Source organism: Polaromonas eurypsychrophila (genome assembly GCF_014641715.1).
Taxonomy (GTDB): Bacteria; Pseudomonadota; Gammaproteobacteria; order Burkholderiales; family Burkholderiaceae_C; genus Polaromonas; species Polaromonas eurypsychrophila.
On record NZ_BMIG01000012.1, the window covers coordinates 1 to 25,632 of the forward strand.

Below are 25,632 nucleotides of genomic sequence, written 5' to 3' on the forward strand. Positions count from 1 at the left end.
CCGATCCGCGAACCGTGCACAGCCGAAATGGCGGGGGTGGAAATTGGGTTTTTTTACAGCCTCGTTAGATCGCATGAAAGTCACGTTCACGCTCGTTTTGACCGCTACGGCCCTTTGGTCACTGATTTTGGCGATGGGGTTTGCAGGTATCGACGGAGTTCGCTCGCAGAACGTACCCGGGGTACCCATCTGATGACCAGCTCCGCTACTACATCTACATCCCGGCAGGTGTCCTCGCTCTGGTGGGAATCACGTGGGCGCTTTCTGTCCGCTTCCGTCTCGTGAAAGCGTTGCTGGCCTTGGTAGCGGTTGCGGCCCTACTGTCTCTACCGTCCTACCTGTACTACTACACGGGCGGCGTGTGATGCAATCTAACTGGTCGGCCCACACGGACACACAGCAGCAGGTTGCCGCTGCGCGGCAGTTGCTGCGTTCCGGTGGCCTTCAACGTTAAGTGGCACCTATGACCGCGCGCGAAACGTCAGGATTCGCACTGCTCGGTGCAGCAGCTGTTGCTGCGCCAATGGCTTACTTCCTGGGTCAGCCCTGGGGCTGGCTTGCCTTGTGCCTCGTTATCCTGGGACTGCCTCTTTACCTCACGGCACGTCTTTCAAGAAAGTGGGGGAAAGATACGAACCCAAAGCCAGACGTGGGTGGTGAACTGATGGGTTTCCCTGGGCACCGAGTGTTTCGGAACAGCGGTCGGTCCGGAGGCGATGCAGACGATGAATGACAAGAAGCAGGTGACGGCGCCACTTAGCAGTTGTTCCACACGGGCGCACAAGTGATTCCATGCACGTTGCGAACTCCCCTTATGTGCGTCGGTCGACGCCGACGTTGATGCATAAAAAATTCTCCCAATGCCTCATCCACCCTTGTCGAAACACATTCAGCTTCTTGTCCTGGTTTTCTTTGTAGCCAACCTCACGCACTTTGTGCATAACGCCGAGTACATCGCCTACTACCCGGGCCTGCCGCACTGGCTCACCCGGGAGCAGATTTACCTGGCCTGGGTCGCCGGCGCCAGTGTTGGGCTTTCAGGCTTGCTTGTGTACCGAACGAAGTTGAGAGTCCTGGGCTTGACGCTGGTTACGGCCTATGGCGCACTTGGCATCGACGGATTGGCTCACTACACCTTGGCCCTGTGCTCAGATCACACCCTGGCAACCAATTTGACCATCTGGTTTGAAGTCCTGGCCGGCTTGTCTCTGTTGCTTGCGTCAGCAGCCTTGATTGGCCGACATATCTCAATGCGGGTCACAGCGAAAAGCTGACCCGCAATCCATCCATCGAGAGGGGCATCCAGAGGCCGTCGCCCTTGAACGCTGTGATGTCAAACATCAGGCCTCACGAGAATGACTGCTTGTCGATAAGGTGGAATTCGATTGAGAGCCATTCTTAAGAAAAATCGGCCTCCGGCCCATATCTAATGTGCGCGAGCAGCTATCAAAAACAGAGCGCTCTTGATGCCGGCCACAGTCAGCAGCAGCGAGCCGAGCAGGTGCAGCGCGGCGGTGCCGAAGGCAGCGGCGTAGCGCTCATGCTGCAGCATGGCGACAACCTCGGCTGAAAAGGTCGAGAAGGTTGTTAGCGCGCCCAGAAAGCCGGTGACCAGCAGCAAACGCCAGACCGGGTCCAGCTGCGGCAGGTGCTGAAAGGTGGCCACACACATGCCAACGAGGTAGCCGCCCAGCAGGTTGGCGGCGACGGTTCCCCAGGGAATCAGCCCGCCGGGATTGAGCCACAGACCCAACCCCCAACGCGCGAGGGCGCCCACGCAGGCTCCGACGCAGATGGCAAGAACAGCAAGCATGTTGCGGGCCTTTCGGTTAGCGGTCGCGTGGCCCGGTCGGCTGGCCGACAGCAAGCGGTTGGGATTCGGCCGAAGGCGCGGCCGGCGGTACATCGCCGCCTTTTTGTCGCTCGCGAAACAGCGCTGCACGCATCAGAAAAATCGTCGTGATGGGCGCGGTCAGGGCGACAAACAGCGTGATCAGCGCGGCGTGCAGGAACAGCTTGTGGCCTTGTACCGAAAAATAGATGATGGTGGCGATGGTGATACACCACACGCCGGCCGTCGCGCCCAGGGTAGGCGCATGGATGCGGTGGAAAAAGGTTGGAAGGCGCACCAGCCCGAACGAGCCGATGGCCGCAAAGGCTGCGCCCAGCACCGCAAATACCGCGGTGACGATCTCGGCCCAGAGCGGCAGCGTGGTACTCATTCGATCACCTCGCCGCGCAGCAGAAACTTGGCCATCACGGTAGAGCCGATAAAACCGAACAGTGCGATCAGCATGGCCGCTTCAAAGTACACATTGCCGGCGTAAACAATGCCCAGCACCAGCATCATCAGCATGCCGTTGATGTAAAGGCAGTCGAGCGCAGTCACGCGATCCTGCGCGGTCGGGCCGATCAGCAGCCTGGCCACGGCGCAAAGCATGGCCACGGCCAGCAGGAACAAGGCCAGCTTGAGACCCCAGAAAAGAAAGTCGCTCATGATTCGAAAATCTCCATCAATGGGGCTTCGTAACGCATCTGGATCATGGTGATGAAAGCCGCCTCGTCTTGCATGTCGAACACGTGCAGCAGCAGCCGCGACCGGTCGAACGACAACTCACCCCAGGCGGTGCCGGGCGTCAGGCAGCAGATCATGGCCAGCATCGCAAGAGCATTCGGATCGCGCACCTTCAGGGGAATTTCAACAAAACTGCTCTTGATATGTGCGGTGCGCCGGCTCAGCAGCAATTTTGCGACGGTCAGGGCCGAGCGCAGCATATCGGCCAGTGCTTGCGCGGCAAGGCGCAGCGCGATGCCGGGCTTGCGCATGCGCACGGTGGCGGGCCGCAGGCTTCGGGTCAACAGCGGGACCACCACCGCAAGAATGGCCGCCATCAGCAAAGTGGCGGCATCCAGCGTCTGGTTCAGCAGCAGCCAGACGACGAAAAGCGCCAGCGACAGCGTCGGCGACGGCAACCAGCGCCGCATCATGGCGACACCTTGCGCACGGGCGGGTTGGGCACCTGTTGCGCACCCATCACCGCATTGCGGTAGGCATGAGGCTGGTACAGACCCCGTGCGGTGTCGCTGGCGTGGTGCATGACCGGGCCAGCTTCAATGCTCAGGGCAACACTGGCCGCCAGCAGTGCCGCGACCGGCAACACCTCCATTGCGCGCAAGGCCGGCATGCTGCTCATGGGCTGCGTCCAGAAGTAACGAATACCGGCCCGGCTCAGCGCCACCAGGGTCAAAAAGCCGGACAGCAGCAGCAGTGCCAGAAAGCTCCAGTTCGCCGGCGAAATCACGGGCGCGTCCAGCAGCGCCGACAGCATCGCGAACTTGCCAATAAAGCCCGGCAGCGGTGGCAAGCCGGCCAGCAGCAGGGTGCAGGCCACAAAGCCCAGTCCGAGGAAGGCAATGCCCGCCGGGATCGCGCGGCCGTACAAGGCCTGTTGCTCGTCGTCCAGGTTCACGTTGTCCATGGCGGTCAGGTCCTCCGACAGGAAGGGAGCGTTGCCCGCGTTCTCGTGTGGGGCGATGCTGGCACCCGCATTGCGCCAGCGCTCGATCATGTCGATCAGGAGGAAGAAGGCGCTCGCCGCCAGCGTCGAGCTGAGCAGGTAATACAGTGCGCCGGCCCAGACCGCCGGCTGGCCCAGACCGATGGCGGTGAGCAGCGTCCCGGCCGAGATCAGCACGGCATACCCGGCCAGGTGGGACATTCGTTGCGTGCCGGTGATGCCCAGCGCGCTGACAAACAACGTGGACAGGCCGATGGCCAGCAGAACCTCCTGGCCAAACTGCGCCGACTCGCCGGTGTCTGGCGCGAACAGCACCGTCCACAAGCGCAGCAAGGTGTAGATACCCAGCTTGGTCAGCAGCGCAAACACCGCGCTGACGGGCGCGACCGCCGCGCTGTACGCGGGCACCAGCCAGAAGTTGAGTGGCCAGGCGCCAGCTTTGGCAAAAAATGCGGTCGCAAGAATCGCTGCGGCCGCATGCACCAGGCCGCGGTCGGCTGGTTCGAGACGGGAAATGCGCAAACCCAGGTCGGCCATGTTGAGTGTGCCGGTCACGCCGTAAAGCAGCGCCGCACCGACCAGGAACAGCGAGGAGGCAGCGAGGTTGATGGCGATGTAGTGCAGGCCGGCGCTGACTCGCAGGCGTCCCGAGCCATGCAGCAGCAAGCCATAGGAGGCGGCCAGCATCACCTCGAAAAAGACAAACAGGTTGAACAGATCGCCGGTCAGGAAGGCGCCGTTGAGACCCATGAGCTGCAACTGGAGCAGCGGGTGGAAATGCACACCCGCGCGGTCCCAGCGCGAGGTCGAATAAATCGAGACGGCGAAGGCGATGACGCCGGTCAAGGCCACCATCATCGTGGACAGCCGGTCGGCCACCAGCACAATGCCGAAGGGCGCACGCCAGTTGCCAGGCAGGTAAACCCCGATGGAGCCGGGACCGGTGCCTGTATCCACCGCATTGACCCAGTGCAGCAGTGCCAGCGCAGCCAGCAGGCCGATCAGGCCGGACACCACGGTCAGTGCTGCCTTGGTGCGGCGCCGGTGCTCGCCCAGCATGAGCATCAGTGCGGCGGTCAACATGGGGACAAGAATGGGCACCGCCACCAGGTGCGGCATGGTGGCTTCAAGCAAGGTGTCCAGCCAGCGCAGGAGTTCGTTCATTCCGGCACTCCCTTCACATGCACGCTGGTGTCATCTACCGCGTCGTCTGTGCCGTCCACATGGTCGGTGCCGGCCAGGCCGCGCGAGGCCAGCATCACCACCAGGAACAGGGCCGTCATCGCAAAACCGATGACGATGGCTGTCAGTGCCAGCGCCTGCGGCATGGGATCGGCTGTATTGGCCAGCGTGGCCGTGATGCCGGTCACCAGCACCGGCTCGCTGTCCACCTTGAGGCGGCCCATGCTGAAAATAAAGAGATTGACCGCATAGGAGAGCAGCGTCAGACCCATGATGACCTGGAAGGTGCGCGGGCGCAGCAGCAGGTACACCCCGGAACTGGTGAGTACGCCGATGCCGAGGGCGAGGACAATTTCCATCAGGTCTTCTCCGCCGGATCGGCATTGTCTTCTCCGGTGACAGCGCGGATCCGGCTTTGCCGGTCCGCAGGTGTCGCCCCCTGCAGGGGGGAGGCGGCTACACGCAGTGAGTCCGCAAAGGGGGGGAGCCTTTTTTCTTCTTGTTCTTCGGCCCAGCGATGGCTGCGCACCGACTGGTGTGACAGTGCCGTCAGGATCAGCATGGTGGCGCCCAGCACGATGGAAAACACGCCCATGTCGAAAAACAGCGCGCTGGGAATATGGATGCTGCCGAGCAGAGGCAGATACAGGTGGGCCGTGTGGGTGGTCATGAAGGGATAACCCAGCAGCACCGCGCCACCGCCGGTGGCCAGAGCCAGCAGCAGGCCAATGGCGATCCATCGGCGCGGGTAGATGCGCAGGTGCTCTTCCACCCACTCGGTGCCCGAGACAATGAATTGCAGCAGCAGCGCCACCGACATCACCAGGCCGGCGACAAAGCCGCCGCCCGGCGCATTGTGGCCGCGCAGAAAGAAGTAGACCGACACCAGCACAGCAACCGGAAGCAGCAGGCGCACCAGCACGGCCGGCACCATCAGGTAGCCAACTGCGGTGTCTACTGCGCGACGCGGGTTGAGCAGGTCGCTGCTGCCGTCGTCGGCCTGCGCACGTTGCTGCGCCGGCAGGGCCATGGACTCCAGCGCAGGCCGGAAGCGGCGCAGCAGCGCATACACCGTGAGCGCGACCACGCCGAGCACGGTGATTTCGCCGAAGGTGTCAAAACCGCGGAAGTCCACCAGCATCACGTTGACCACATTGGTACCACCGCCTTCGGTGAGCGCGCGATCAAGAAAGAACGGGGAAATGCTTTCCGGAAAACGCCGCGTCATCACTGTCCAGGACAGAGCTGCCATGCCGACGCCAGCGAAAACGGCGACGGCCAGGTCGCGCCCGCGCCGGCCCCACAAATTCAGGCGTGCCTGCATGGGCTGGATGGTGACCTTGCGCATCGGCAGCCAGCGCAGGCCCAGCAGCAGCAGCACGGTGGTGACGGCTTCGACCACCAACTGGGTCAGTGCCAGGTCGGGTGCGGAAAACCAGATGTAGGTGATGCAGCACACCAGGCCGGCGCCCGATGCCAGCATCAGGGAGGCGAGGCGGTGAAACTTGGCCTGCCATGCCGCAGCGACGGCGCAGACCGCCCCAATGATCCAGGTCATGGCAAACATCGGGGAAAAGGCCAACAACTCGCGCTGGCCGCGTTCCGCAGGCGTGAGCCACAGCGACGCGGCGGCGCCGGCCAGGGCGATCGCCAGCAATAGCAGCAATTGGGTTTGCAGGCGTCGGGTGCCCAGCAGGTAGCGGCTGCGCCGGCCGATTTCGCTCAGCCGCGCCAGCAGGTTTTCGAAAATGCGCTGGCCGTCAAATCGGTGCAGCAGCGGCGTGTGCGCCAGGTGGCCGTGCGCGCGGCCGCGGCGCTGCAGCAGATACAGCACGGCACCACCGGCCATCGCGACAAAACTCATGACCAGCGGCAGGTTGAAGCCATGCCAGACGGCCAGGCTGTAAACCGGGAGCGTGCCGCCCACCACTGGCCGGGCTGCCTCGGCCAGCAGCGGGCCCACCGACCAGTGCGGTGCAACACCGACCACCAGGCAGACCAGCACCAGCAACTCGACCGGCACGCGCATCCAGTGCGGTGGTTCGTGCGGTGTGCGCGGCACCTGGCCGCCGCAGGGGGGACCGAAAAAAACATCAAACACAAAACGCGCCGAATAGGCCACGCTGAACATTCCGGCCAGCGTGGCGATGACGGGCAGCCCCCAGTTGATCCACAGGGTGGACTGGATGTAGACGGTTTCCGCAAAAAACATTTCCTTGGACAAAAAGCCATTGAGCAGCGGCACGCCCGCCATCGAGGCGCTGGCGATGATGGCCAGCGTGCCGGTGATGGGCATGAGGCGCATCAAGCCGCTGAGCTTGCGGATGTCGCGCGTGCCGGTTTCATGGTCGATGATGCCAGCCGCCATGAACAGCGAGGCCTTGAAGGTCGCGTGGTTCATGATGTGGAAGACGGCGGCCACGGCGGCCAGCGGGCTGTTCAGCCCGAGCAGCAAGGTGATGAGCCCGAGGTGTGAAATCGTCGAATACGCCAGCAGCGCCTTCAGGTCGCGTTGGAACATGGCGATGAAGCCACCCAGCAGCATGGTGATGGCGCCGGCGCCGCCAACCAGCCAGAACCATTGCTCGGTGCCCGAGAGCACTGGCCACAGACGTGCCATCAAAAACACACCGAGCTTGACCATGGTGGCCGAATGCAGGTAGGCCGACACCGGTGTTGGCGCGGCCATCGCGCGCGGCAGCCAGAAATGGAAAGGAAACTGCGCGCTTTTGGTGAAGGCACCGAGCAGCACCAGCACCAGCACTGTCAGGTACAGCGGATGCGCGCGAATGGCGTCCCCCGAGGCCAGCACCAGGTCGAGGTCATAGGTGCCGGTGATGCGCCCCAGCACCAGCACGCCCGCCAGCAGGCACAGGCCACCGGCGCCTGTGACCGTCAGCGCCATGCGGGCGCCGCGCCGCGCGTCGCGCCGGTGGTGCCAATAGCCGATCAACAGGAAGGAAAACAGGCTGGTCAGCTCCCAGAACATGACCAACTGCACCAGGTTGCCCGACAACACGACGCCTATCATGGCGCCCATGAAGGCCAGGAAGAAGGCGAAGAAGCGCGGCACCGGGTCCGACGCAGACATGTAGTAGCGCGCGTACAGCACCACCAGAGCGCCTATGCCCAGCACCAGCATGCAGAACAGCCAAGCAAAACCGTCCATGCGCAGTACGAGGTTCAGGCCCAGCTCCGGCACCCATTCGATCTCTTCCCGTATCACATTGCCGCCAGCCAGTTGCGGGAACAGCCAGGCGGTCTGCAAGGCGCATCCGAGTGCGACCAGTCCCGCGAGTGTCGATTCCCGGTTGCGCGCATTGGCGGGCAGCAGCGCTGCCAGCACGCTGGCTGCAAAGGGAAGGGCAAGAAGGAGAAAAAGGGACATCGCCTCTGATTCTATAGAGCGCTCCCCGATGTCAGGCGTCCTGAGCCGCAGCGCACCCCAAAGGACTTGCCGCTGCGGCCGGTCCGTTCCGAGCCTACTTTTCCCGGCCCATGACCAGGTCGGGCAGCGCGGTGACGATCTGCGGGAACAGGGTGATCAGTGCAATGCAGATCACCATGCAGATGAAAAACGGAATGGCCGCGCGTGCGATCACATTGCTGTCCTTGCCGGTCATGTTTTGCAGCACGAAGAGGTTGAAACCGACCGGCGGCGTGACCTCGGCAATCTCGACCAGCAGCACAATGAAAATGCCGAACCAGATCAGGTCGAACCCGGCCTTCTGGATCATGGGCAGCACCACAGCGCTGGTCAGCACGATCATGCTGATGCCGTCGAGGGCCGTCCCCAGCACCAGGTAGATCAGCACCAGCGAACCGATTAACGCATAAGGCGAGAGGTTCATGGCATCGACCCATTCGGCGAGTTCGCGCGGAATGCCTGTGAACGCCATGGTCTTGGTCAGGAAAGCAGCACCGGCCAGGATGAACATGATCATGCAACTGGTGCGCGTCGCGCCCATCAGGCCTTCCGTGAAGTTGGTCCAGGTCAGGCAACGCCCCCAGGCGGCGATGGCCAGCGATCCCAGCACACCGAAAGCAGCGCATTCGGTGGCCGTCGCCCAGCCGGCCACCAGCACCCAGATGATGAAGATGATCAGCAGTCCGCAGGGGATCAGGTTGCCTGACAGGCGGATTTTCTCACGGAATGTCGTGGGTGGGTCGGCCGGCGGGACCTGGTCCGGGTGCCGCAGGCTCCACCATCCGATATAGCCGGAAAACAGCAGCATCAGCAGAAAACCAGGCAGGAAACCGGCCAGGAAGATGCGGATGATGGATGCGTCGGCCGCCACCGCGTAGACCACCATCGTGATCGACGGTGGAATCAGGATGCCCAGCGTGCCGGCCGACGCGAGCGAGCCGATTGCCAGGTTTTCGTTGTAGCCGCGGCGCTTGAGTTCGGGCAGGGCCACCTTGGCAATCGTGGCGCAGGTCGCAGCCGACGATCCCGACACCGAGCCGAAGACGCCGCAGCCGATGATGGTGGTGTGCATCAGCCGGCCGGGAATGCGGTTCAGCCAGGGCCGCAGGCCTTCGAACATTTCCTCGCTGAGTTTGGTGCGAAAAAGAATCTCGCCCATCCAGATGAAAAGTGGCAAGGCGGCGAGCTCCCAGGAAGCATTTGATTCCCAGAAAGCCGAGAACAGGTTTTTGCCGGGCAGGGTGTTGGTGAAAAAAGCCTGGCCAACCCAGCCGACGATGGCCAGTGTCATCGCGATCCAGACGCCGCCGGCCAGCAGCACCAGCATGATGATGAGCAGCATGCCGCCCATTAGAAGGATATCCATAAATCTTCTGTCTTTCCTGAGTCGACGGGGCTCGTTGCCAAAGTCTTCACAAGTAACGGCGCGGAACCGGCTCCGTCGTTCCGCAGCGGTTGCCCCCGGAGTGGGGGGGGGAGGAGGCTACACGCTGTGAGCCTCAACGGGGGAGAGCTAGATATCTGAAGAGAAGTCGCCTTTGGCGTGACGTTCTTCGATGGCACGCTGGTAGCTCGGCTTGCCGCCCTGTACCACGGTCACCAGTTCATCGATCATCGCGGCCAGCAGCAGCCAGCAGCCGATGACAAAGGTGGACTGAGGAATCCAGATCGGAATCACGACGAGGCCGGTGGCCATTTCCTTGAACTCCCAGCTTTCGTAGGTAAAGGCTGTAGCGGAATATGTGAGGTAGCCCACCGACACCGCGGCGATCAGCAGGCACACGACGTCGAGCACGCGGCGAACGCGCGGCGAGACCGAATCGAGCAGCAGCGTGACGCGCACGAAATCGCCATGGCGAAAGGCATGCGCCATGGCGAAGAAGGCCGCCGCGGCGCACAGCCAGGAGACGACGTCGTTGACGCCGCTCACGGACAGGTTCAGCTGCCGGCCGACGCCGGCAATGATCATCAACACGAAGATCAGGAAAACGCAAAAGGCACCCAGGGCACCGGCCGCGTCAAGAACACGTTCCAGAACGCGGCGCATCGCTTATTTCTTGGCCGTGTAGGCGTTCATGATTGCCGAGCCTTCGGTGCCGGCAGCCTTGAGCCAGTCAGCCTGCATGATGGCGCCGACCTGGCGCATGTCGGTGTTGAGCTTGGCCGAAGGCGCATGAATTTTCATGCCGCGCTCGGTGAGCAGGCGCTTGTACTCGACGTTCTTTTCTGCAGCCACTTTCCAGCCGCGGGTTTCGGCATCGGCCGAGACCTTCAAAACGGCCGCCTGGGTCGCTGCATCGAGTGCGGTAAAGCTCTTCAGGTTGACCAGCACGGCATTTTTGGGAATCCAGGCCTGGGTGTCGTAGAAGTTCTTGATGTGTTCGTAGGTCTTGGTGTCGTAGCCGGTCGAGCCCGAGCTCATGTAGCTTTCAATCACGCCGGTCGCCATGGCGGCGCTGAGTTCCGCCTGCTGGATTTGCACAGGCTGCGCGCCGATCAACTCTGCAATCTTGGCGGTGGCGGGGCTGTAGGCGCGCCACTTGATGCCGCGAAGGTCGCCGACGGAATTGATTTCGCGCTTGCTGTAAATGCCCTGGGGCGCCCACGGCACCGAGAACAGCAGCTTGATGCCTTGCGCGGCCAGCAGTTTCTCGATGGCCGGTTTGGACACGGCGTACAGACGCTCTGCATCGGCATAACTGGTGGCCAGGAAGGGCACGCCGTCGAGGGCGTAGAGAGGGTTTTCGTTGGCGAAGTTGGCCAGCAGGATTTCGCCGGCCTGGGCCTGGCCGCTTTGCACTGCGCGCTTGATCTCGGGCGCCTTGAACAGCGAGGCATTGGCGTGCACGGTGATCTTGAGCTTGCCGCTGGTAGCCGCGTCCACGTCTTTCGCGAACTGCGTGATGTTTTCGGTGTGGAAGTTGGTGGCCGGGTAAGCCGTGGGCAGGTCCCACTTGGTCTGGGCCAGCGAGACGCCGGCGGCCAGCAGGGACGATGCGGCCAGTGCGCCGAGAGCGAGAAAACGAGGCTTCATGGGGACTCCGGGTTGGTGATGGGGCTTGAAACGTGCTTGACTGTAAGCTTTCAAACGGGCAATGATGATGAGTGTTTTCCCTAAATGTCAACGAATTGTTGATAAATTGTTATTCATCTGCCTACAATCTGATGCATGCAACAACAGTGCCAACGGAGTCGATAGCCGTGGCATCCACCGTATCAAGCTTATTGACGGGAGCCCACCATGTCCAGAAAAACGCCTGAACGAGCAGGGTCCGCCCCGCGCCAGCCCGCAGCGGAACGCGCTCCCATCGTGTCTTCCGCGCACCTGGTGTCGCCGCGCAGCTCCGAGATGAGCGAGTTCGAGTTCGGCCTGATCGTGGCCGGCAACGCCTTCAATCGGTGGATCGCGCACTGCATGAGTGCGGCCGGCCTGAAAGACCTGACGCCGCTGGACGTGCTGGTGCTGCACCATGTGACGCACCGCGCCCGTGACAAACGCCTGGCCGACATCTGTTTCATCATGAACGTGGAAGACACCCACCTGATCAACTATTCGCTGAAAAAGCTGCAGAACCTCGGTGTTGTTGGCTCCAGCAAAAACGGCAAGGAGGTGACCTATGCATCCACCGAATCGGGTCGCTCTTACGTGCAGCGTTACCGGGAGATCCGCGAGTCCTGCCTGATTGACGCGATGAACGCGGACGACGGGCTAAACCGCGACATTGGCGAGCTGGCGCGGCTGCTGCGCGTGCTTTCCGGCATGTACGACCAGGCCGCGCGCGCTGCGGCTTCGCTTTAAACCGTTTCAAGAAATGGCAACGCAATGACAAAAAAACTCTGGCAATTCTGGATAGACCGTGGCGGCACATTCACCGACGTGGTGGGCAAGAGGCCTGATGGCTCGCTGGTGACGCACAAGCTGTTGTCCGAAAACCCCGAGCAATACCGCGATGCGGCAGTCGCCGGAATACGGCATCTGCTGGGCCTGAAGGACGGCGAGCCGGTCCGTGCCGACCTGGTGGACTGCGTGAAGATGGGCACCACGGTCGCCACCAACGCGTTGCTGGAACGCAAGGGCGAGCCGACGCTGCTGGTGACGACGCGCGGCTTTCGCGACGCGCTGCGCATCGCCTACCAGAACCGGCCACGCCTGTTCGACCGCCACATCGTGCTGCCCGAGCTGCTTTACAGCGCTGTGGTGGAAGCCCAGGAGCGTATTGGCGCGCAAGGCGACGTGCTCAAGGCCCTGGATGAGGCGCTATTAAAACAGGAGCTGCTTGCGCAATACCAGAAAGGGCTGCGCAGTGTTTCCATTGTGTTTATGCACGCTTACCGTTACACCGCGCATGAGAAAGCAGCCAAGCGGATTGCGCAGGAGGCTGGTTTCACGCAAATCAGCACCTCGCACGAAACCAGTCCGATGATGAAGTTCGTCAGCCGCGGCGATACCACGGTGGTTGATGCCTATTTGTCGCCCATCCTGCGGCGTTATGTCGAGCAGGTGGCCAGCGAGATGCCGGGCGTCAAGCTGTTTTTCATGCAGTCTTCCGGCGGTCTGACCGATGCCCATGTGTTTCAGGGCAAGGATGCGATTTTGAGTGGCCCGGCCGGCGGCATTGTCGGCATGGCGCGCACGGCCGCGATCGCCGGCATTGAAAAGGTGATTGGTTTCGACATGGGCGGCACGTCTACCGATGTGTCGCACTACGCCGGCGAGTTCGAGCGGGAGTTTGAAACCCAGGTGGCGGGCGTGCGCATGCGCGCGCCCATGATGAGCATCCACACGGTGGCCGCTGGTGGCGGCTCCATCCTGAAATTCGACGGGGAGCGTTTTCGCGTCGGGCCGCAGAGCGCGGGCGCCAACCCCGGCCCGGCCAGTTACCGCCGCGGCGGGCCGCTGGCGGTGACCGATGCCAACCTGATGGTCGGCAAGGTGCAGCCGCGCTACTTCCCCAAGGTGTTCGGCCCCAACGCCGACGAGGCCTTGAGCCACGAGGTGGTGTTGCAGAAATTCAGCGAACTCGCCGGCCGGACCGGGCGCAGCGCTGAGGTGGTGGCCGAAGGTTTCATCAACATCGCGGTGCAGCAGATGGCCAACGCCATCAAGAAAATATCGGTGGCCCGCGGTTACGACGTGACGCGTTACACCCTGCAGTGTTTCGGCGGCGCCGGCGGCCAGCATGCCTGCCTGGTGGCCGATGCGCTGGGCATGACAAAAGTGTTTGTGCATCCGTTGGCGGGGGTGTTGTCGGCCTACGGCATGGGCCTGGCTGACCAAAACGTGATCCGCGAGCAGGCGGTGGAGCTCAAGCTGTCGGAAACGGCCCTGCCGCAGATCGCCGCCAGGCTCGATGGCCTGGCGGCCGGAGCTGAGGCTGAACTGCACCGCCAGGAGGTCAATACCGGCGCGATCACCACACACCGCCGCGTGCATGTGCGATACGAGGGCAGCGACGCCGCGCTGATTGTTCCTTTCGGGAGCCTCGAAAAGATCGAGGCGGGTTTCGAGGCGGCTTACCGCCAGCGTTTTTCCTTCCTGATGCAGGGCAAGGGCCTGGTTGTCGAAGCCGTGTCGGTTGAGGCCGTGGTGGCGGGCGACGCACCGGCCGAGCCGCGTCACGCGACGCACGAGCTGCGCGAAGTGCCGCGCCGCGAAACCGTCCGCATGTATTCGGGCGGGAAGTGGCACGACGCGGCCTTGCTGGTGCGTGAAGACCTGCGGCCCGGCGACATCATCCCCGGCCCGGCCATCATTGCCGAGAAAAACGCCACCACGGTGGTCGAGCCCGGTTGGGAGGCCGCGCTGACCGCGCTGGACCACCTGGTGCTGGACCGTCGCGCCGCACGCGCCGCGACGTTTGCGGCCGGCACCACGGTGGACCCGGTGCTGCTGGAAGTCTTCAACAACCTGTTCATGAACATCGCCGAGCAGATGGGCCTGCAACTGCAGAACACCGCCTACTCGGTCAACATCAAGGAGCGGCTGGATTTCAGCTGCGCGCTGTTCGACACTGCCGGCAACCTGATTGCGAATGCGCCGCACATGCCGGTGCACCTGGGCTCCATGGGTGAAAGCATCAAGACGGTGATACGCGAAAACGCCGGCAAGATTCAGCCGGGCGATGTGTTCGCGCTGAACGATCCCTACCACGGCGGTACCCACCTGCCCGACATCACCGTCATCACGCCGGTCTACCTCGACCCGGCGCAGACCGGTGGTGAGCCGACTTTCTTTGTCGGCTCGCGCGGACATCACGCCGACGTTGGCGGCATCACACCCGGCTCGATGCCGCCGTTTTCAACACGCATTGAGGAAGAGGGCGTGCAGATTGACAACTTCCTGCTGGTCGCGCGCGGCACCTTGCGTGAAAGCGAGATGGTGGCGCTGCTGCAAAGCGGGCAATACCCGAGCCGCAACCCCGCGCAGAACATGGCCGACCTGAAGGCCCAGATCGCCGCCAATGAAAAAGGTGTGCAGGAACTGCGCAAGATGGTCGGGCAGTTCGGCCTTGAGGTGGTGCTGGCCTACATGGGCCATGTGCAGGACAACGCCGAGGAATCGGTGCGCCGCGTGATCACGCGCCTGAAAAACGGGCAGTTCACGCTGCCGCTGGACAACGGCGCGCAGATCAGCGTGGCCATCCGTGTCGACGTGGAAAACCGCAGTGCGGAAATTGATTTCACCGGCACCTCGCCGCAGCAGCTCAACAACTTCAACGCGCCGACGGCTGTCTGCATGGCGGCGGTGCTGTATGTCTTCCGCACGCTGGTGGACGACGACATCCCGCTGAACGCGGGCTGCCTCAAGCCGATCAAGGTCATCATTCCGGATGGCTCCATGCTGAACCCGCTCCCACCGGCGTCGGTGGTGGCTGGCAACGTCGAGACCTCGACCTGCCTGACCAACTGCCTGTACGGCGCGCTGAGCCTCATGGCCAGCAGCCAGCCTACGGTGAACAACTTCACCTTCGGTAACGAGAGTCACCAGTACTACGAAACGATCTCGGGCGGTAGCGGTGCAGGCGAAGGTTTCGACGGAACCAGCGTTGTCCAGACTCACATGACCAACTCGCGCCTGACCGACCCCGAGGTGCTGGAGTTCCGCTTCCCGGTGCGGCTGGAGAGTTACGAGATTCGACAGGGTTCGGGCGGCGCCGGGCGCTGGCAGGGCGGCAATGGCGGTGTGCGCCGGGTGAAATTCCTGGAGCCGATGACGGCCAGTATTTTGTCCAACGGCCGTAAATACGGTGCTTTCGGCATGGCCGGTGGCGAGCCGGGGCAGGTGGGACGCAATGTGGTGGTGCGCGCCGATGGCCGGATTGAAAATCTGGACCATATCGGCCAGGCTGAAATGCAGGCCGGCGACGTGTTCGAGATTCACACGCCGGGCGGCGGGGGCTTCGGCAAGTTGTGAGGCCTGTGCGTGCGGTACGCCGCTTTTGCTGTATTCTTTGAATGAAATCGGCCTCTAGCCCATGTCGGACATGGGCTGGCAGCTATCAATTCGGGAGTAAAGGAGTCAAAAAATGGACACCGCGTTTCTCGACAACTACCGCTGGCTCGCCCGTTACAACCGCTGGATGAACCAGCGCTTGTACGCGGCCTGCGGGCCGCTGGGCGATGAAGAGCGCAAGCGCGAGCGCGGCGCGTTTTTCGGCTCCATTCACCACACCCTGGCCCACCTGTTGCTCGCCGACCGCTTATGGCTGTACCGTTTTGCCTCGCAGCAGGACCGGTTTGCCGCACTGGATGCCGCTGCGCTGGCCTTTCCACCCGGCGTGGATTACGTCAGCGTCGGTGCCTATCCGGACTGGGCCGAACTGCGGCAAACGCGCGATTCACTCGACGAGCGCATTGAGCAGTGGGTCGGCGAAATGACACCGGACTTCCTGATCAGCACCATGTCTTATGCCAACACCAAAGGTGTGCAGCGCGCCCATCCGGCCTGGCAGGCCATGACGCACTTCTTCAACCACCAGACGCATCACCGCGGGCAGGCCACGACCTTGCTGATGCAGGCCGGTGTGGACGTCGGCGTGACCGACCTGGTGGCGTTGTTGTGATGTGGTCGTGTTTTGGGTGCTACTAATTTGATAGCTACTGACGCATGTCCGCTATGGGCTGAAGGCCGAAAAAGCATGAAAAAACCCGCACAAGGCGGGTTTTGGTGCAAGCGGCTGGCGCTTACTTCTTGGCGGGTTCGGTCTTTGCGCCGGCTTTTACATCGGCCTTGACTTCAGCCTTGGTGTCGGGCTTGGGTGTCACGGCGGCCTTGACGTCCTTGGCGGTTTCCTTGACCGCGTCCTTGGTCGCGACGGCGGCGCCCTTGACGGCATCCTTGGTGGCCACGGCCGCATCTTTGGCTTTCTCAGTCACCGGTTTGGCGGCTTTGCTGTCGGCCTTCACATCGGCTTTGCCGCCAGCCTTGTAGCTGGCGCCGTTGACCGTCATACCTTCGGCAGAGAACTTGGCCGCGCTGTCGGTGCCAACGCCTTTGACGCGGGTCACAAAATCATTCCAGTCCTTGAAGGGCGCCTTCTTGCGCTCGGACATGATCAGTGCGGATTTGACCGGGCCAATGCCCTTGATGCCGTCGAGTTCGGCCGAGGTGGCGGTGTTGACATCGACCGCGGCAAAGGCCATGGCGACATACATGGTGGCGACGAAGGCCAGCAGTTTCTTGAACATCGGGAAGCTCCTCATGGTTGTTGAAAGCGGATGATCCTTCCTGCGAATCAGGAGTCCTGCTTTTAACGGCTACGCAGCCTCAAGCGTTGACCGGACGAAGCGGGAACCGTGAGCATACGTCCTAGGCGAGCTGGGCCAGCTTGTTCATGTAAGCAGATACACCTGTATGCACATCTGCAAACGAATGCTTACAGCCTACTGCCCGCAGGGCCGTCAAATCGGCCTGGGTATAACTCTGGTATTTGCCCACGAGTGCCGAGGGGAAGTCGATGTAATCGATCAAGCCGCCATGCGCGGCTTCTTCCAGGCTCAGGGGCTTTTCGCCTTGCTGGTGGCGCAGCGTGTTGACCACGGCCAGCGCCACGTCGTTGAAGGGTTGGGCCTGGCCGGTGCCGAGGTTGAAGATGCCGCTGGCTTCGGGGTGGTCGAGGAACCACAGGTTGACGGCGACCACGTCGTCGATGAAAACGAAGTCGCGCATCTGGCCGCCGGGGCAGTAGCCGCCGTAGTCGCCAAACAGCTTGACCTTGCCTTCGGCGCGGAACTGGCTGAACTGGTGAAACGCCACGCTGGCCATGCGGCCCTTGTGCTGCTCGCGCGGGCCGTAGACGTTGAAATAACGAAAACCTGCCACCTGGGTCTGCGCGTTTTCAAAACGCGGCCCCAGTTCGCGCCGCAGCTTCTGGTCGAACAGCAGCTTGGAGTAGCCGTAGACGTTGAGCGGCTTTTCGAATTCGGGCGACTCGCGGAAGGTGTCCGAACCGCCATAGGTGGCGGCCGACGAGGCATAGATCAGCCGCGTGCCCTGGGCCTGGCAGGCGTCGAACAGGTCGCAGGACAAGGTGTAGTTATTGTCCATCATGTACTTGCCGTTGGTTTCCATGGTGTCGCTGCACGCGCCCTCATGGAACACGGCCTCGACATCGCCGAAAGCCGCTTCGGCAAACAGGTCGTAGAAGTCGTCGGCGTCGATGTACTCGGCAATCTGCAGGTCTGCAAGGTTGCGGAACTTGTCGCCGTGCGTCAGGTCGTCCACCGCGATGATGTCGTCGATGCCACGCGCATTGAGGCCCTGGATGATGTTGGCGCCGATAAATCCGGCGGCGCCGGTAACCACTATTTTGGTCATAGAGCCCCCACGCCCGGCGGTACCGGGCTGCCCCTCAAGGGGTCGTTCACTTGCTTGAAGCGGTTCTGCGCTGCGTTCATACAAACACTTCCTCGTAACTGACGGTTGCGGTGCCAAACTTGCCGACCACGATGCCGCCGGCGCGGTTGGCCACCGGCACCGCTTCGCGCAGGCTCAACCCGGCAGCCAGCATGGCGGCCAGCGTACCGATCACGGTGTCGCCGGCGCCGGTCACGTCAAACACCTCGCGCGCTAGCGCCGGCACATGGAGCTGGCCCTGGGCGTCGAACAGCGTCATGCCTTCCTCGCTGCGGGTCAGCAGTACCGCTTGCAGCTGCAAATCCTCACGCAGCTTCTGCGCACGCGATTGCAGATCCGCCTCGTTCTGCCAGGGGCCGATCACCTGTTCGAGTTCGGCGCGATTCGGCGTGATGGCCGTGGCATTCTGATAACGCGAATAGTCCGATCCCTTGGGGTCGACCAGCACCACCTTGCCGGCAGCGCGCGCCTGGTCAATCATCAGTGCAATGTGCGCCAGACCCCCCTTGCCGTAGTCGGAGAACAGCACCGTGTCATGTTGCGGCAGCAGTTTGTCGAAGGCAGCCGACTGTGAGGCCAGCACTTCGTTTTCAGGGGTGTTTTCAAAATCCAGCCGCAGCAACTGCTGCTGGCGACCGATCACGCGCAGCTTGACCGTGGTCTTGAGTTGCGGGTCGCGCCCGAAGCAGGGCGTGATGCCGGAGGCGGCCACCAGCGCTTCGAGTTGATGGCTGGCTTCATCGTCACCGACCACGCTCAGCAGCGAGGCGCATGCGCCGATCGTGACGATGTTGTAGGCCACATTGGCCGCCCCGCCCATGCGTTCTTCCTGGCGCGTGACCCGCACCACCGGGACCGGCGCCTCTGGCGAGATGCGGTCTACCGCGCCATACCAGTAACGGTCCAGCATGGCGTCACCGACCACCAGCACACGGGCCTTGGCAAGTTGTTCACGGAATAGTTTTGAAGCGGTCATGCGTAGCTATCTTCCAACGAGGAACAGCGTGGAACCGGCTTTGCCGGGCCACAGCTGTTGCCCCTGCAAGGGGGAGGAGGCGAAGCCTCCACGGGGTGTGCCTAGCTTGTTCATAACTCTTCGATCCGGCGGGCCGGATAGCTGTCCCAGGCCTGGCAACCGGGGCAGTGCCAGAAATGCTGGGTGGCTTCGAAACCGCAGGCCGCGCAGCGGTAACGCAGCAAGGGTTTGGTGGCCTTGTCGAGTGCGCGCTGCACCAGGCTGTGTTGATGCGCGTCGCCAAGCCTTTCGCCGGCAATCCATTTGGCCGCCACCACCAGCGAGGCTTCACGTTCCAGATGCCGGACATACCGGTCGCGCGGCTCCGCCGAGCCTGTATCGAGCTTGATGATGGCTTCGATGAGGTCAATCGACGGCGCGGCGGCGTAACTGGCCTGCAGCAAGTCCAGCGCCTGCTGCTGCTGGCCGCATTGTTGTGCGATGTTGCCAAGCAACCCGGCTGCCAGTGGCAGCGACTGAGGCGCGTTTTTCTCAAGCTTGAGAAGGGTGGTGAATGCGTCGGCGTGCCGGCCAAGCTGGCTTTGTAATTTAGCCAGGTCGAGCAGCGGCCGCGGCGAAGCCGGGGCCAGGCTAACCGCTTGTTGCAAGGTCTCCAACGACTGCGCCGTGTCACCAGACGCGGACGCCGCATGGGCCTGCTCACAAAGGTAGTGCGCCTGGCGGCCGCTGAAGCTGCCGTGGTTCGCACTGTCGAGCTTGCCGGCGATTTCCGTGGCATGGGCCCAGTCGCGTGAACGCTCGTAAATCGACAACAGCGCCAGCCGCGCTTCTTCCTCGTAACTGGTGCCCTCTAGCTTTCGCAGCGCGACCTCGGCGCGGTCCAGCAGGCCGGCCTTGAGGAAGTCGAGCGCCAGCGCGTGTTGCGCGCGGTCGCGCTCGGGCTGGGTCAGGTCGCCGCGCGACATCAGGTGTTCATGCACGCGCACCGCGCGTTCGTATTCACCGCGGCGGCGAAACAGGTTACCGAGCGCGAAGTGCAGCTCCGAGGTGTCGGGGTCGTTTTGCACCGCCTCGATGAAGGCGTCGATGGCCTGGTCTTGCTGCTCGTTGAGCAGGAAATTCAGGCCCCGGAAATAGGCCTTGGGCGCCTGCCGGTTTTCAATGCGCATTTGCCTCAGGTCAAGGCGGGAGGCCAGCCAGCCCAGGGTGAAGGCGATGGGAAAGCCGAGCAGGACCCAGGTGAAGTCAAAGTCCATGGTGCATGGTGGAAGGGTTCTCGCTGTGCTGGCTTTGCTGGCTGAGACGGGTGTTCCGGCGTTTTTTCCACCACCGCGGCATCATCATCAGGATGCCGGCGGCCAGGCCGAACGCAAAAGTCACCAGTACCACCAGCACCAGCGGCGCCTGCCACTGCGTTCCGAAAAAGAAATTCACGGAAACGACTTGCTGGTTGTTCAGCGCGAACGCAAAAAGCGTAAAAAAAATGGCTGCCTTGAGCAGCCACATCAGGTATTTCACTTGGCGTCCCCTTGTGGTCTGGCGATTGTAGCCAGCCGCGACGGGACCAAGTCTATTTGGGCTGGGAAACCAGCATTTCTTCGGTGCGGGTGTCCACCGCTTCACGCAAGGCCTTGCCTGGCTTGAAATGGGGCACGCGTTTTTCCGGAATCGCCACACTTTCGCCGGATCGCGGATTGCGCCCCATGCGCGGCGGACGCCGGTTGATGGAAAAGCTGCCAAAGCCCCGGATCTCGATCCGGTGCCCACGCACCAGCGCGTCGCTCATGGCGTCAAGAATCGTCTTGACGGCATATTCGGCGTCGCGGTGTGTCAGCTGGCTGAATCGGGCCGCCAGTTCTTCGACAAGATCGCTTCGGGTCATGGGAATGTGGGGACAGCGAAATGGCGTGCCGTTCCGGAGAGCGGGCACGCCATTCGCAGAGATCCGTTTACTTCTCGGTGTTGTCCAGCTTGGCGCGCAGCAGGGCGCCCAGGCTGGTCAGGCCAGCGCTCTCGCGCGATGACTGCTGGCTCAGGGTCGCCATGGCTTCCTGCTGGTCGGCGTTGTCCTTGGCCTTGACCGACAGCTGGATGTTGCGGGTCTTGCGATCCACGTTCACCACGACTGCGGACACTTCGTCGCCTTCTTTCAGCACGTTGCGCGCGTCTTCGACGCGGTCACGGCTGATTTCGCTGGCGCGCAGGTAACCGATGATGTCTTCGCCCAGATCGATCTCGGCGCCTTTGGCATCCACGGTCTTGACCTTGCCGGTCACGATCGCACCTTTGTCGTTGATCGACACGAAGGTGGTAAACGGATCGGAGTCGAGCTGCTTGATGCCCAGGGAGATACGCTCGCGGTCCACGTCCACAGCCAGCACGATGGCTTCGACTTCCTGGCCCTTTTTGTAGTTGCGCACGGCAGCTTCGCCAGGCTCATTCCACGAGAGGTCAGACAGGTGCACCAGGCCGTCGATGCCGGCAGCCAAGCCCACAAAGACGCCGAAGTCGGTGATCGACTTGATCGGGCCCTTGACGCGGTCGCCGCGCTTGGTGTCCTGTGCAAATTCCTGCCACGGGTTGGCCTTGCACTGCTTCATGCCCAGGCTGATGCGGCGTTTGTCTTCGTCGATCTCGAGGACCATGACTTCGACTTCGTCGCCCAGGGTCACGAGCTTGCTCGGAGCCACGTTCTTGTTGGTCCAGTCCATTTCGGACACGTGGACCAAACCTTCGATACCTGGCTCGAGTTCGACAAATGCGCCGTAGTCGGCGATGTTGGTGATCTTGCCGAACAGGCGAGTGCTTTGCGGGTAGCGGCGGTTCACGCCCATCCACGGATCGTCGCCCATCTGTTTCAGACCCAGCGAGACGCGGTTTTTCTCGGTATCGAACTTCAGGATCTTGGCGACGATTTCCTGGCCAGCCGTCACCACTTCGCTCGGGTGACGCACGCGGCGCCATGCCATGTCGGTGATGTGCAGCAGGCCGTCAATGCCGCCCAGGTCCACAAAGGCACCGTATTCGGTGATGTTCTTGACCACGCCCTTGACGGAAGAACCTTCCTTGAGGGTTTCCATCAGCTTGGCGCGTTCTTCACCCATGGACGCCTCGACAACCGCACGGCGTGACAGCACGACGTTGTTGCGCTTGCGGTCCAGCTTGATGACCTTGAATTCCATGGTCTTGTTCTCGTACGGAGACAAGTCCTTGATGGGGCGGGTGTCGATCAGCGAGCCGGGCAGGAAGGCGCGGATGCCGTTGACCAGGACGGTCAGGCCGCCCTTGACCTTGCCGCTGGTCTGGCCGGTCACAAACTCGCCGGATTCCAGGGCTTTTTCCAGGCTCATCCACGAAGCCAGGCGCTTGGCCTTGTCGCGGGACAGCAAGGTGTCGCCATAACCGTTTTCGACGGAATCGATGGCCACGGAGACAAAGTCGCCGACCTGGACTTCGAGTTCGCCCTGGTCGTTCTTGAATTCTTCGAGCGGGACATAAGCCTCGGATTTGAGTCCGGCGTTGACGACAACGTGGTTGTGGTCGATACGGACAACTTCAGCGGTGATGACTTCACCGGTACGCATTTCAGAGCGTTTCAGCGATTCTTCAAAGAGGGCGGCAAAAGATTCTGACATTGAGTTTCCTAGTCCACAGCACAGGATTCCGACAGCACAATTGCTATCGTTTTTAGAGCTGACTGCGGCGGTTTGGTGCGGGTGACCGCGGTTAAGTTAATGATCCTGCTGACCGAAGCACTGGCGTGCCTACAAAAATGTACGGGGGTCAGAAGGGCCGGGTGCCTTGCCACAATTTCAATACCTGGGCCACCGATTCTTCAATCGACAGCTCGGAGTTGTCCAGTAGCGCAGCGTCATCAGCGGGTTTCAAAGGAGCTGCTTGCCGAGACATGTCGCGGGCGTCGCGTGCCTCCAAATCCTGCTGAATCCCGCCGAGTGTAGCCGAAATTCCCTTTGAAATCAACTGCTTATAGCGTCGTTCGGCGCGCTGCCGGGCGCTTGCCGTCAGGAAGATTTTCAGCGCGGCATCCGGGAAGATCACCGTGCCCATGTCGCGGCCGTCGGCGACCAGCCCCGGCAACTGCCGGAAGCCGTGTTGCAGGTCGACAAGCGCCAGCCGTACGCTGGGCAGGGCCGACACGCGCGAGGCATTCATGCCGGCTTCTTCGGTGCGTATGGTTTCCGTCACGTCCTGATTGCCCAGGAAAACCTTGCCATCCGCGAAACGCACCGGAAGCTGGCGCGCCAGCGCAGCAATCGCTGGTTCCTGCGCCGGGCCGATGGCCAGTCCGGCCTGCGTGGCAGCGAGCGCCGTAATGCGGTACATCGCACCGGAATCGAGGAAGTGGTAACCCAGTTTTTGGGCCACCACGGCAGCGACTGTGCCTTTGCCGGAAGCCGTCGGGCCGTCAATGCAGATCACGGGAACCAGCTCGGGCTCGGTGCGTGTCACCGAAAACAGGGTTTCGAAGTAATCGGGAAAGGTTTTACCAACACAGCGGGGATCAAGAATGCGCACGGGCAGGCGCGCCGGGTTGAAGGCCGCCAGTGAAAAACACATGGCCACGCGGTGATCGTCGTAAGTGTGAATGGGCGCGGTCTGCCACAGGACCGGTGGCGTGACCTTCAGAAAATCTTGACCTTCTTCAACACTGGCGCCAAGCTTGCGCAGCTCGCAGGCCATGGCGGCGATGCGGTCGGTTTCCTTGACCCGCCAGCTTGCGATGTTGCGCAGCGTGCTGGTGCCGTCGGCGTACAGGGCCATCACGGCCAAGGTCATGGCCGCATCGGGGATGTGGTTGCAGTCCAGGGCTATGGCCTTGAGCGGCCAGGCGCCGCGTCGGATGCGCAGGCTGTTGGCGCTGGCATCAATCCGGGCACCCATCTGTCGGGCCGCTTCGATGAAATGGATGTCGCCCTGGATGGACGCTTCGCCCAGACCTTCAATTTCAATGCCTTTTTGGCCTTCAGCCCATGCCCCTATTGCGCCAAGCGCTATGAAATAGCTGGCAGATGAAGCGTCGCCCTCGACGTGGATGTCACCCGGCGAGCGGTAGCGGCTGCCGGCCGGTATGGTGAAACGCTGCCAGCCCTCGCGCTGGACAGCGATGCCGAAGCGATCCAGCAGGTTGAGCGTGATCTCGACATAGGGCCGTGAGATCAGCTCGCCGACGACTTCGATGCTGATTTCACGGCTTGCCACCAGGGGCAGCGCAAGCAGCAGGGACGTCAGGAACTGGCTGGAGACATCGCCGCGCACGCGGATCGGGGCATCCAGCACCAGCTGGCCGGTGCGGATGTGCAGCGGCGGAAAGCCGTCTTCACCCAGGTAGTCAATGGCGCAGCCGAGTCCGCGCAGGGCGTCGACCAGGTCGCCGATGGGCCGCTCATGCATGCGCGGCACGCCCGAGAGTTCAAAATCGCCGCCCAACAGCGCCAGCGCCGCAGTCAGGGGGCGCATCGCCGTGCCGGCGTTGCCCAGGTAGAGTTTTGCCTGCTGCTGCACCGCCCGGCCACCCAGGCCGGTGATCACGGCGGTACTGCCGCTTGCATCGACGCCGCAGCCCAGTTGCCTGAGCGCGGCCAGCATTACGGCGGTGTCGTCGGAAGCCAGTAGGTCGTGCACCGTTGTGCGGCCTTCGCTGAGCGCCGCGAGCAGCAACACCCGGTTGGAAATGCTTTTGGAGCCGGGAAGGTGGACGGTGCCCCCGGCACCCGTCAATGCTGGAATGTCCAGGAAGGCGGTGTCGAACATGGGGGAGGCCTATTTGAGCGATTTCGGCGAACTGATGCGCCAGTTGGCGCGTGTTTGGCTGGCTTTTTCGATCCGGTCTTCCAGCGTATCCCCGTCGGCGGTTGCAATCAGTTTTTCCAGATCTTGCAGGGTGTTCTGGAAAATTTTGGATTGCTCCAGCAACTCTTCCTTGTTGGCGATCAGGATGTCGCGCCACATCTTGGGATCGCTGGCGGCGATACGCGTGAAATCGCGGAAACCCGGCCCGGCCAGCGACAGGTAGTCCTTGCCCTGGGCCTGGCCCGAAATGCTGTTGATCAGCGCAAAGGCAATCAGGTGCGGCAGGTGGCTGACGGCGGCATAGGCCGCATCGTGCGACTGGGGCGACATCTTCAGCACGTTGCAGCCCAGGGCTGTCCAGACATTGACCGCTTTTTCGAGCTGGACGGTGAAGGTGCGCTCGATCGGTGTCAGGATGACCTGTTTGCCGAAGTAAAGGTCAGCATCGGCATGCTCCACGCCAGAGACTTCCTTGCCGGTGATCGGGTGCGCCGGCACAAAGCAGCCCAGGTGGTCGCGCAGAACGCGGCGCGCGGCGTCCACCACGTCGCGCTTGGTGGAGCCGACGTCCATGATCAGCGTATTGGGGCCGACCAGATGCCGAATGGCCTTGAACGAGGCTTCGGTGGCTGAGACCGGCACCGCCAGCAGCACGATGTCGGCGCCGGACACCGCCAACAAGGCAGAGGGAGCTTCCACGTCAATCACACCCATCTGGCGTGCGCGCTCGGTGGTGGACGGCGACTTGCTGTAGCCGACGACACGCTTGACCAGGCCGGCGCGTTTGAGCGCCAACGCGAACGAGCCGCCCATCAGGCCGCAGCCTATAAGTCCGAGTTGTTCAAACATGCGACGACGCCGG

Annotated in this window: 24 protein-coding genes; 5 read left to right on the forward strand and 19 right to left on the reverse strand. The window is 62.4% G+C overall.

All coding sequences use genetic code 11. The annotated features are described in order from the left end of the window. Window positions 1-193 (forward strand): hypothetical protein (locus IEX16_RS20065; RefSeq protein WP_229676370.1); only part of this gene is annotated, 193 nt, incomplete at its 5' end. Between the two features lie 682 nt (window positions 194-875). Then, the gene (locus tag IEX16_RS14900; protein WP_188709276.1) at window positions 876-1,274 is read left to right on the forward strand and encodes a hypothetical protein; all 399 of its coding nucleotides are present in this window, start codon (window positions 876-878) and stop codon (window positions 1,272-1,274) included. 152 nt (window positions 1,275-1,426) lie between these two features. Here IEX16_RS14900 and crcB read toward each other — a convergent pair whose 3' ends face one another. From crcB to IEX16_RS14950, 10 genes are all read right to left on the reverse strand, one after another. Next, on the reverse strand, window positions 1,427-1,813 hold the full coding sequence (crcB, locus tag IEX16_RS14905) for a fluoride efflux transporter CrcB (RefSeq protein ID WP_188709277.1): 387 nt from the start codon (window positions 1,811-1,813) through the stop codon (window positions 1,427-1,429). Window positions 1,814-1,829: 16 nt separating this feature from the next. Beyond that, on the reverse strand, window positions 1,830-2,222 hold the full coding sequence (mnhG, locus tag IEX16_RS14910) for a monovalent cation/H(+) antiporter subunit G (RefSeq protein ID WP_188709278.1): 393 nt from the start codon (window positions 2,220-2,222) through the stop codon (window positions 1,830-1,832). Next, window positions 2,219-2,497 carry a K+/H+ antiporter subunit F gene (locus IEX16_RS14915; RefSeq protein ID WP_188709279.1) on the reverse strand — a complete coding sequence of 93 codons (279 nt, stop codon included), beginning with the start codon at window positions 2,495-2,497 and terminating at the stop codon, window positions 2,219-2,221. Before IEX16_RS14915 ends, mnhG begins: the two co-directional genes overlap by 4 nt. After that, entirely contained in the window at window positions 2,494-2,985 is a 492-nt protein-coding gene (locus IEX16_RS14920) for a Na+/H+ antiporter subunit E (RefSeq protein ID WP_188709385.1), read from the reverse strand. The genes IEX16_RS14915 and IEX16_RS14920 overlap by 4 nt, the downstream gene beginning before the upstream one ends. Next, window positions 2,985-4,682: a monovalent cation/H+ antiporter subunit D gene (locus IEX16_RS14925; protein WP_188709280.1), complete on the reverse strand. Its 1,698-nt coding sequence runs from the start codon at window positions 4,680-4,682 to the stop codon at window positions 2,985-2,987. Before IEX16_RS14925 ends, IEX16_RS14920 begins: the two co-directional genes overlap by 1 nt. After that, a complete protein-coding gene (locus tag IEX16_RS14930; RefSeq protein WP_188709281.1) occupies window positions 4,679-5,059 on the reverse strand; it encodes a Na+/H+ antiporter subunit C in 381 nt (126 codons plus the stop codon). The genes IEX16_RS14925 and IEX16_RS14930 overlap by 4 nt, the downstream gene beginning before the upstream one ends. Next, the gene (locus IEX16_RS14935) at window positions 5,059-8,088 is read right to left on the reverse strand and encodes a monovalent cation/H+ antiporter subunit A (RefSeq protein ID WP_188709282.1); all 3,030 of its coding nucleotides are present in this window, start codon (window positions 8,086-8,088) and stop codon (window positions 5,059-5,061) included. The genes IEX16_RS14930 and IEX16_RS14935 overlap by 1 nt, the downstream gene beginning before the upstream one ends. Window positions 8,089-8,182: 94 nt before the next feature. Then, window positions 8,183-9,493: a TRAP transporter large permease gene (locus IEX16_RS14940; protein ID WP_188709283.1), complete on the reverse strand. Its 1,311-nt coding sequence runs from the start codon at window positions 9,491-9,493 to the stop codon at window positions 8,183-8,185. Between the two features lie 147 nt (window positions 9,494-9,640). Next, window positions 9,641-10,174, reverse strand: a complete 534-nt coding sequence (locus IEX16_RS14945; protein WP_188709284.1) for a TRAP transporter small permease — start codon at window positions 10,172-10,174, stop codon at window positions 9,641-9,643. A 3-nt stretch (window positions 10,175-10,177) separates the two neighbouring features. After that, entirely contained in the window at window positions 10,178-11,161 is a 984-nt protein-coding gene (locus IEX16_RS14950) for a TRAP transporter substrate-binding protein (protein ID WP_188709285.1), read from the reverse strand. A 207-nt stretch (window positions 11,162-11,368) separates the two neighbouring features. On the opposite strand from IEX16_RS14950, the gene IEX16_RS14955 reads away from it, so the two are divergent. The 3 genes from IEX16_RS14955 to IEX16_RS14965 all read left to right on the forward strand — a co-directional run bounded on the left by IEX16_RS14955 (window position 11,369) and on the right by IEX16_RS14965 (window position 16,190). Further along, window positions 11,369-11,926 carry a winged helix DNA-binding protein gene (locus IEX16_RS14955; RefSeq protein ID WP_188709286.1) on the forward strand — a complete coding sequence of 186 codons (558 nt, stop codon included), beginning with the start codon at window positions 11,369-11,371 and terminating at the stop codon, window positions 11,924-11,926. A 24-nt stretch (window positions 11,927-11,950) separates the two neighbouring features. Continuing rightward, complete coding sequence (locus IEX16_RS14960) at window positions 11,951-15,541, forward strand: hydantoinase B/oxoprolinase family protein (protein WP_188709287.1); 3,591 nt, start codon at window positions 11,951-11,953, stop codon at window positions 15,539-15,541. Window positions 15,542-15,653: 112 nt separating this feature from the next. Further along, window positions 15,654-16,190 (forward strand): DinB family protein, encoded by a 537-nt coding sequence (locus IEX16_RS14965; RefSeq protein WP_188709288.1) that lies wholly within the window; start codon window positions 15,654-15,656, stop codon window positions 16,188-16,190. A gap of 121 nt (window positions 16,191-16,311) precedes the next feature. Here the strand turns inward: IEX16_RS14965 and IEX16_RS14970 are convergent, their stop codons facing one another. The 9 genes from IEX16_RS14970 to IEX16_RS15010 all read right to left on the reverse strand — a co-directional run bounded on the left by IEX16_RS14970 (window position 16,312) and on the right by IEX16_RS15010 (window position 25,619). Then, window positions 16,312-16,815 carry a ComEA family DNA-binding protein gene (locus IEX16_RS14970; protein ID WP_188709289.1) on the reverse strand — a complete coding sequence of 168 codons (504 nt, stop codon included), beginning with the start codon at window positions 16,813-16,815 and terminating at the stop codon, window positions 16,312-16,314. 121 nt (window positions 16,816-16,936) lie between these two features. After that, window positions 16,937-17,944, reverse strand: coding sequence for an ADP-glyceromanno-heptose 6-epimerase (gene rfaD / locus IEX16_RS14975; protein ID WP_188709290.1), 1,008 nt, complete (start codon window positions 17,942-17,944; stop codon window positions 16,937-16,939). A gap of 76 nt (window positions 17,945-18,020) precedes the next feature. Continuing rightward, on the reverse strand, window positions 18,021-18,959 hold the full coding sequence (rfaE1, locus tag IEX16_RS14980; protein ID WP_188709291.1) for a D-glycero-beta-D-manno-heptose-7-phosphate kinase: 939 nt from the start codon (window positions 18,957-18,959) through the stop codon (window positions 18,021-18,023). Window positions 18,960-19,069: 110 nt separating this feature from the next. Further along, window positions 19,070-20,215, reverse strand: a complete 1,146-nt coding sequence (gene lapB / locus IEX16_RS14985) for a lipopolysaccharide assembly protein LapB (RefSeq protein WP_188709292.1) — start codon at window positions 20,213-20,215, stop codon at window positions 19,070-19,072. Further along, on the reverse strand, window positions 20,205-20,477 hold the full coding sequence (locus IEX16_RS14990; RefSeq protein ID WP_188709293.1) for a LapA family protein: 273 nt from the start codon (window positions 20,475-20,477) through the stop codon (window positions 20,205-20,207). Before IEX16_RS14990 ends, lapB begins: the two co-directional genes overlap by 11 nt. A 52-nt stretch (window positions 20,478-20,529) precedes the next feature. Further along, on the reverse strand, window positions 20,530-20,841 hold the full coding sequence (locus IEX16_RS14995; protein ID WP_188709294.1) for an integration host factor subunit beta: 312 nt from the start codon (window positions 20,839-20,841) through the stop codon (window positions 20,530-20,532). Between the two features lie 67 nt (window positions 20,842-20,908). Continuing rightward, on the reverse strand, window positions 20,909-22,594 hold the full coding sequence (rpsA, locus tag IEX16_RS15000) for a 30S ribosomal protein S1 (protein ID WP_188709295.1): 1,686 nt from the start codon (window positions 22,592-22,594) through the stop codon (window positions 20,909-20,911). Window positions 22,595-22,742: 148 nt separating this feature from the next. After that, window positions 22,743-24,731, reverse strand: coding sequence for a bifunctional 3-phosphoshikimate 1-carboxyvinyltransferase/cytidylate kinase (locus tag IEX16_RS15005; RefSeq protein WP_188709296.1), 1,989 nt, complete (start codon window positions 24,729-24,731; stop codon window positions 22,743-22,745). A 9-nt stretch (window positions 24,732-24,740) separates the two neighbouring features. Then, complete coding sequence (locus tag IEX16_RS15010; protein ID WP_188709297.1) at window positions 24,741-25,619, reverse strand: prephenate dehydrogenase; 879 nt, start codon at window positions 25,617-25,619, stop codon at window positions 24,741-24,743. Window positions 25,620-25,632: the final 13 nt, after the last annotated feature.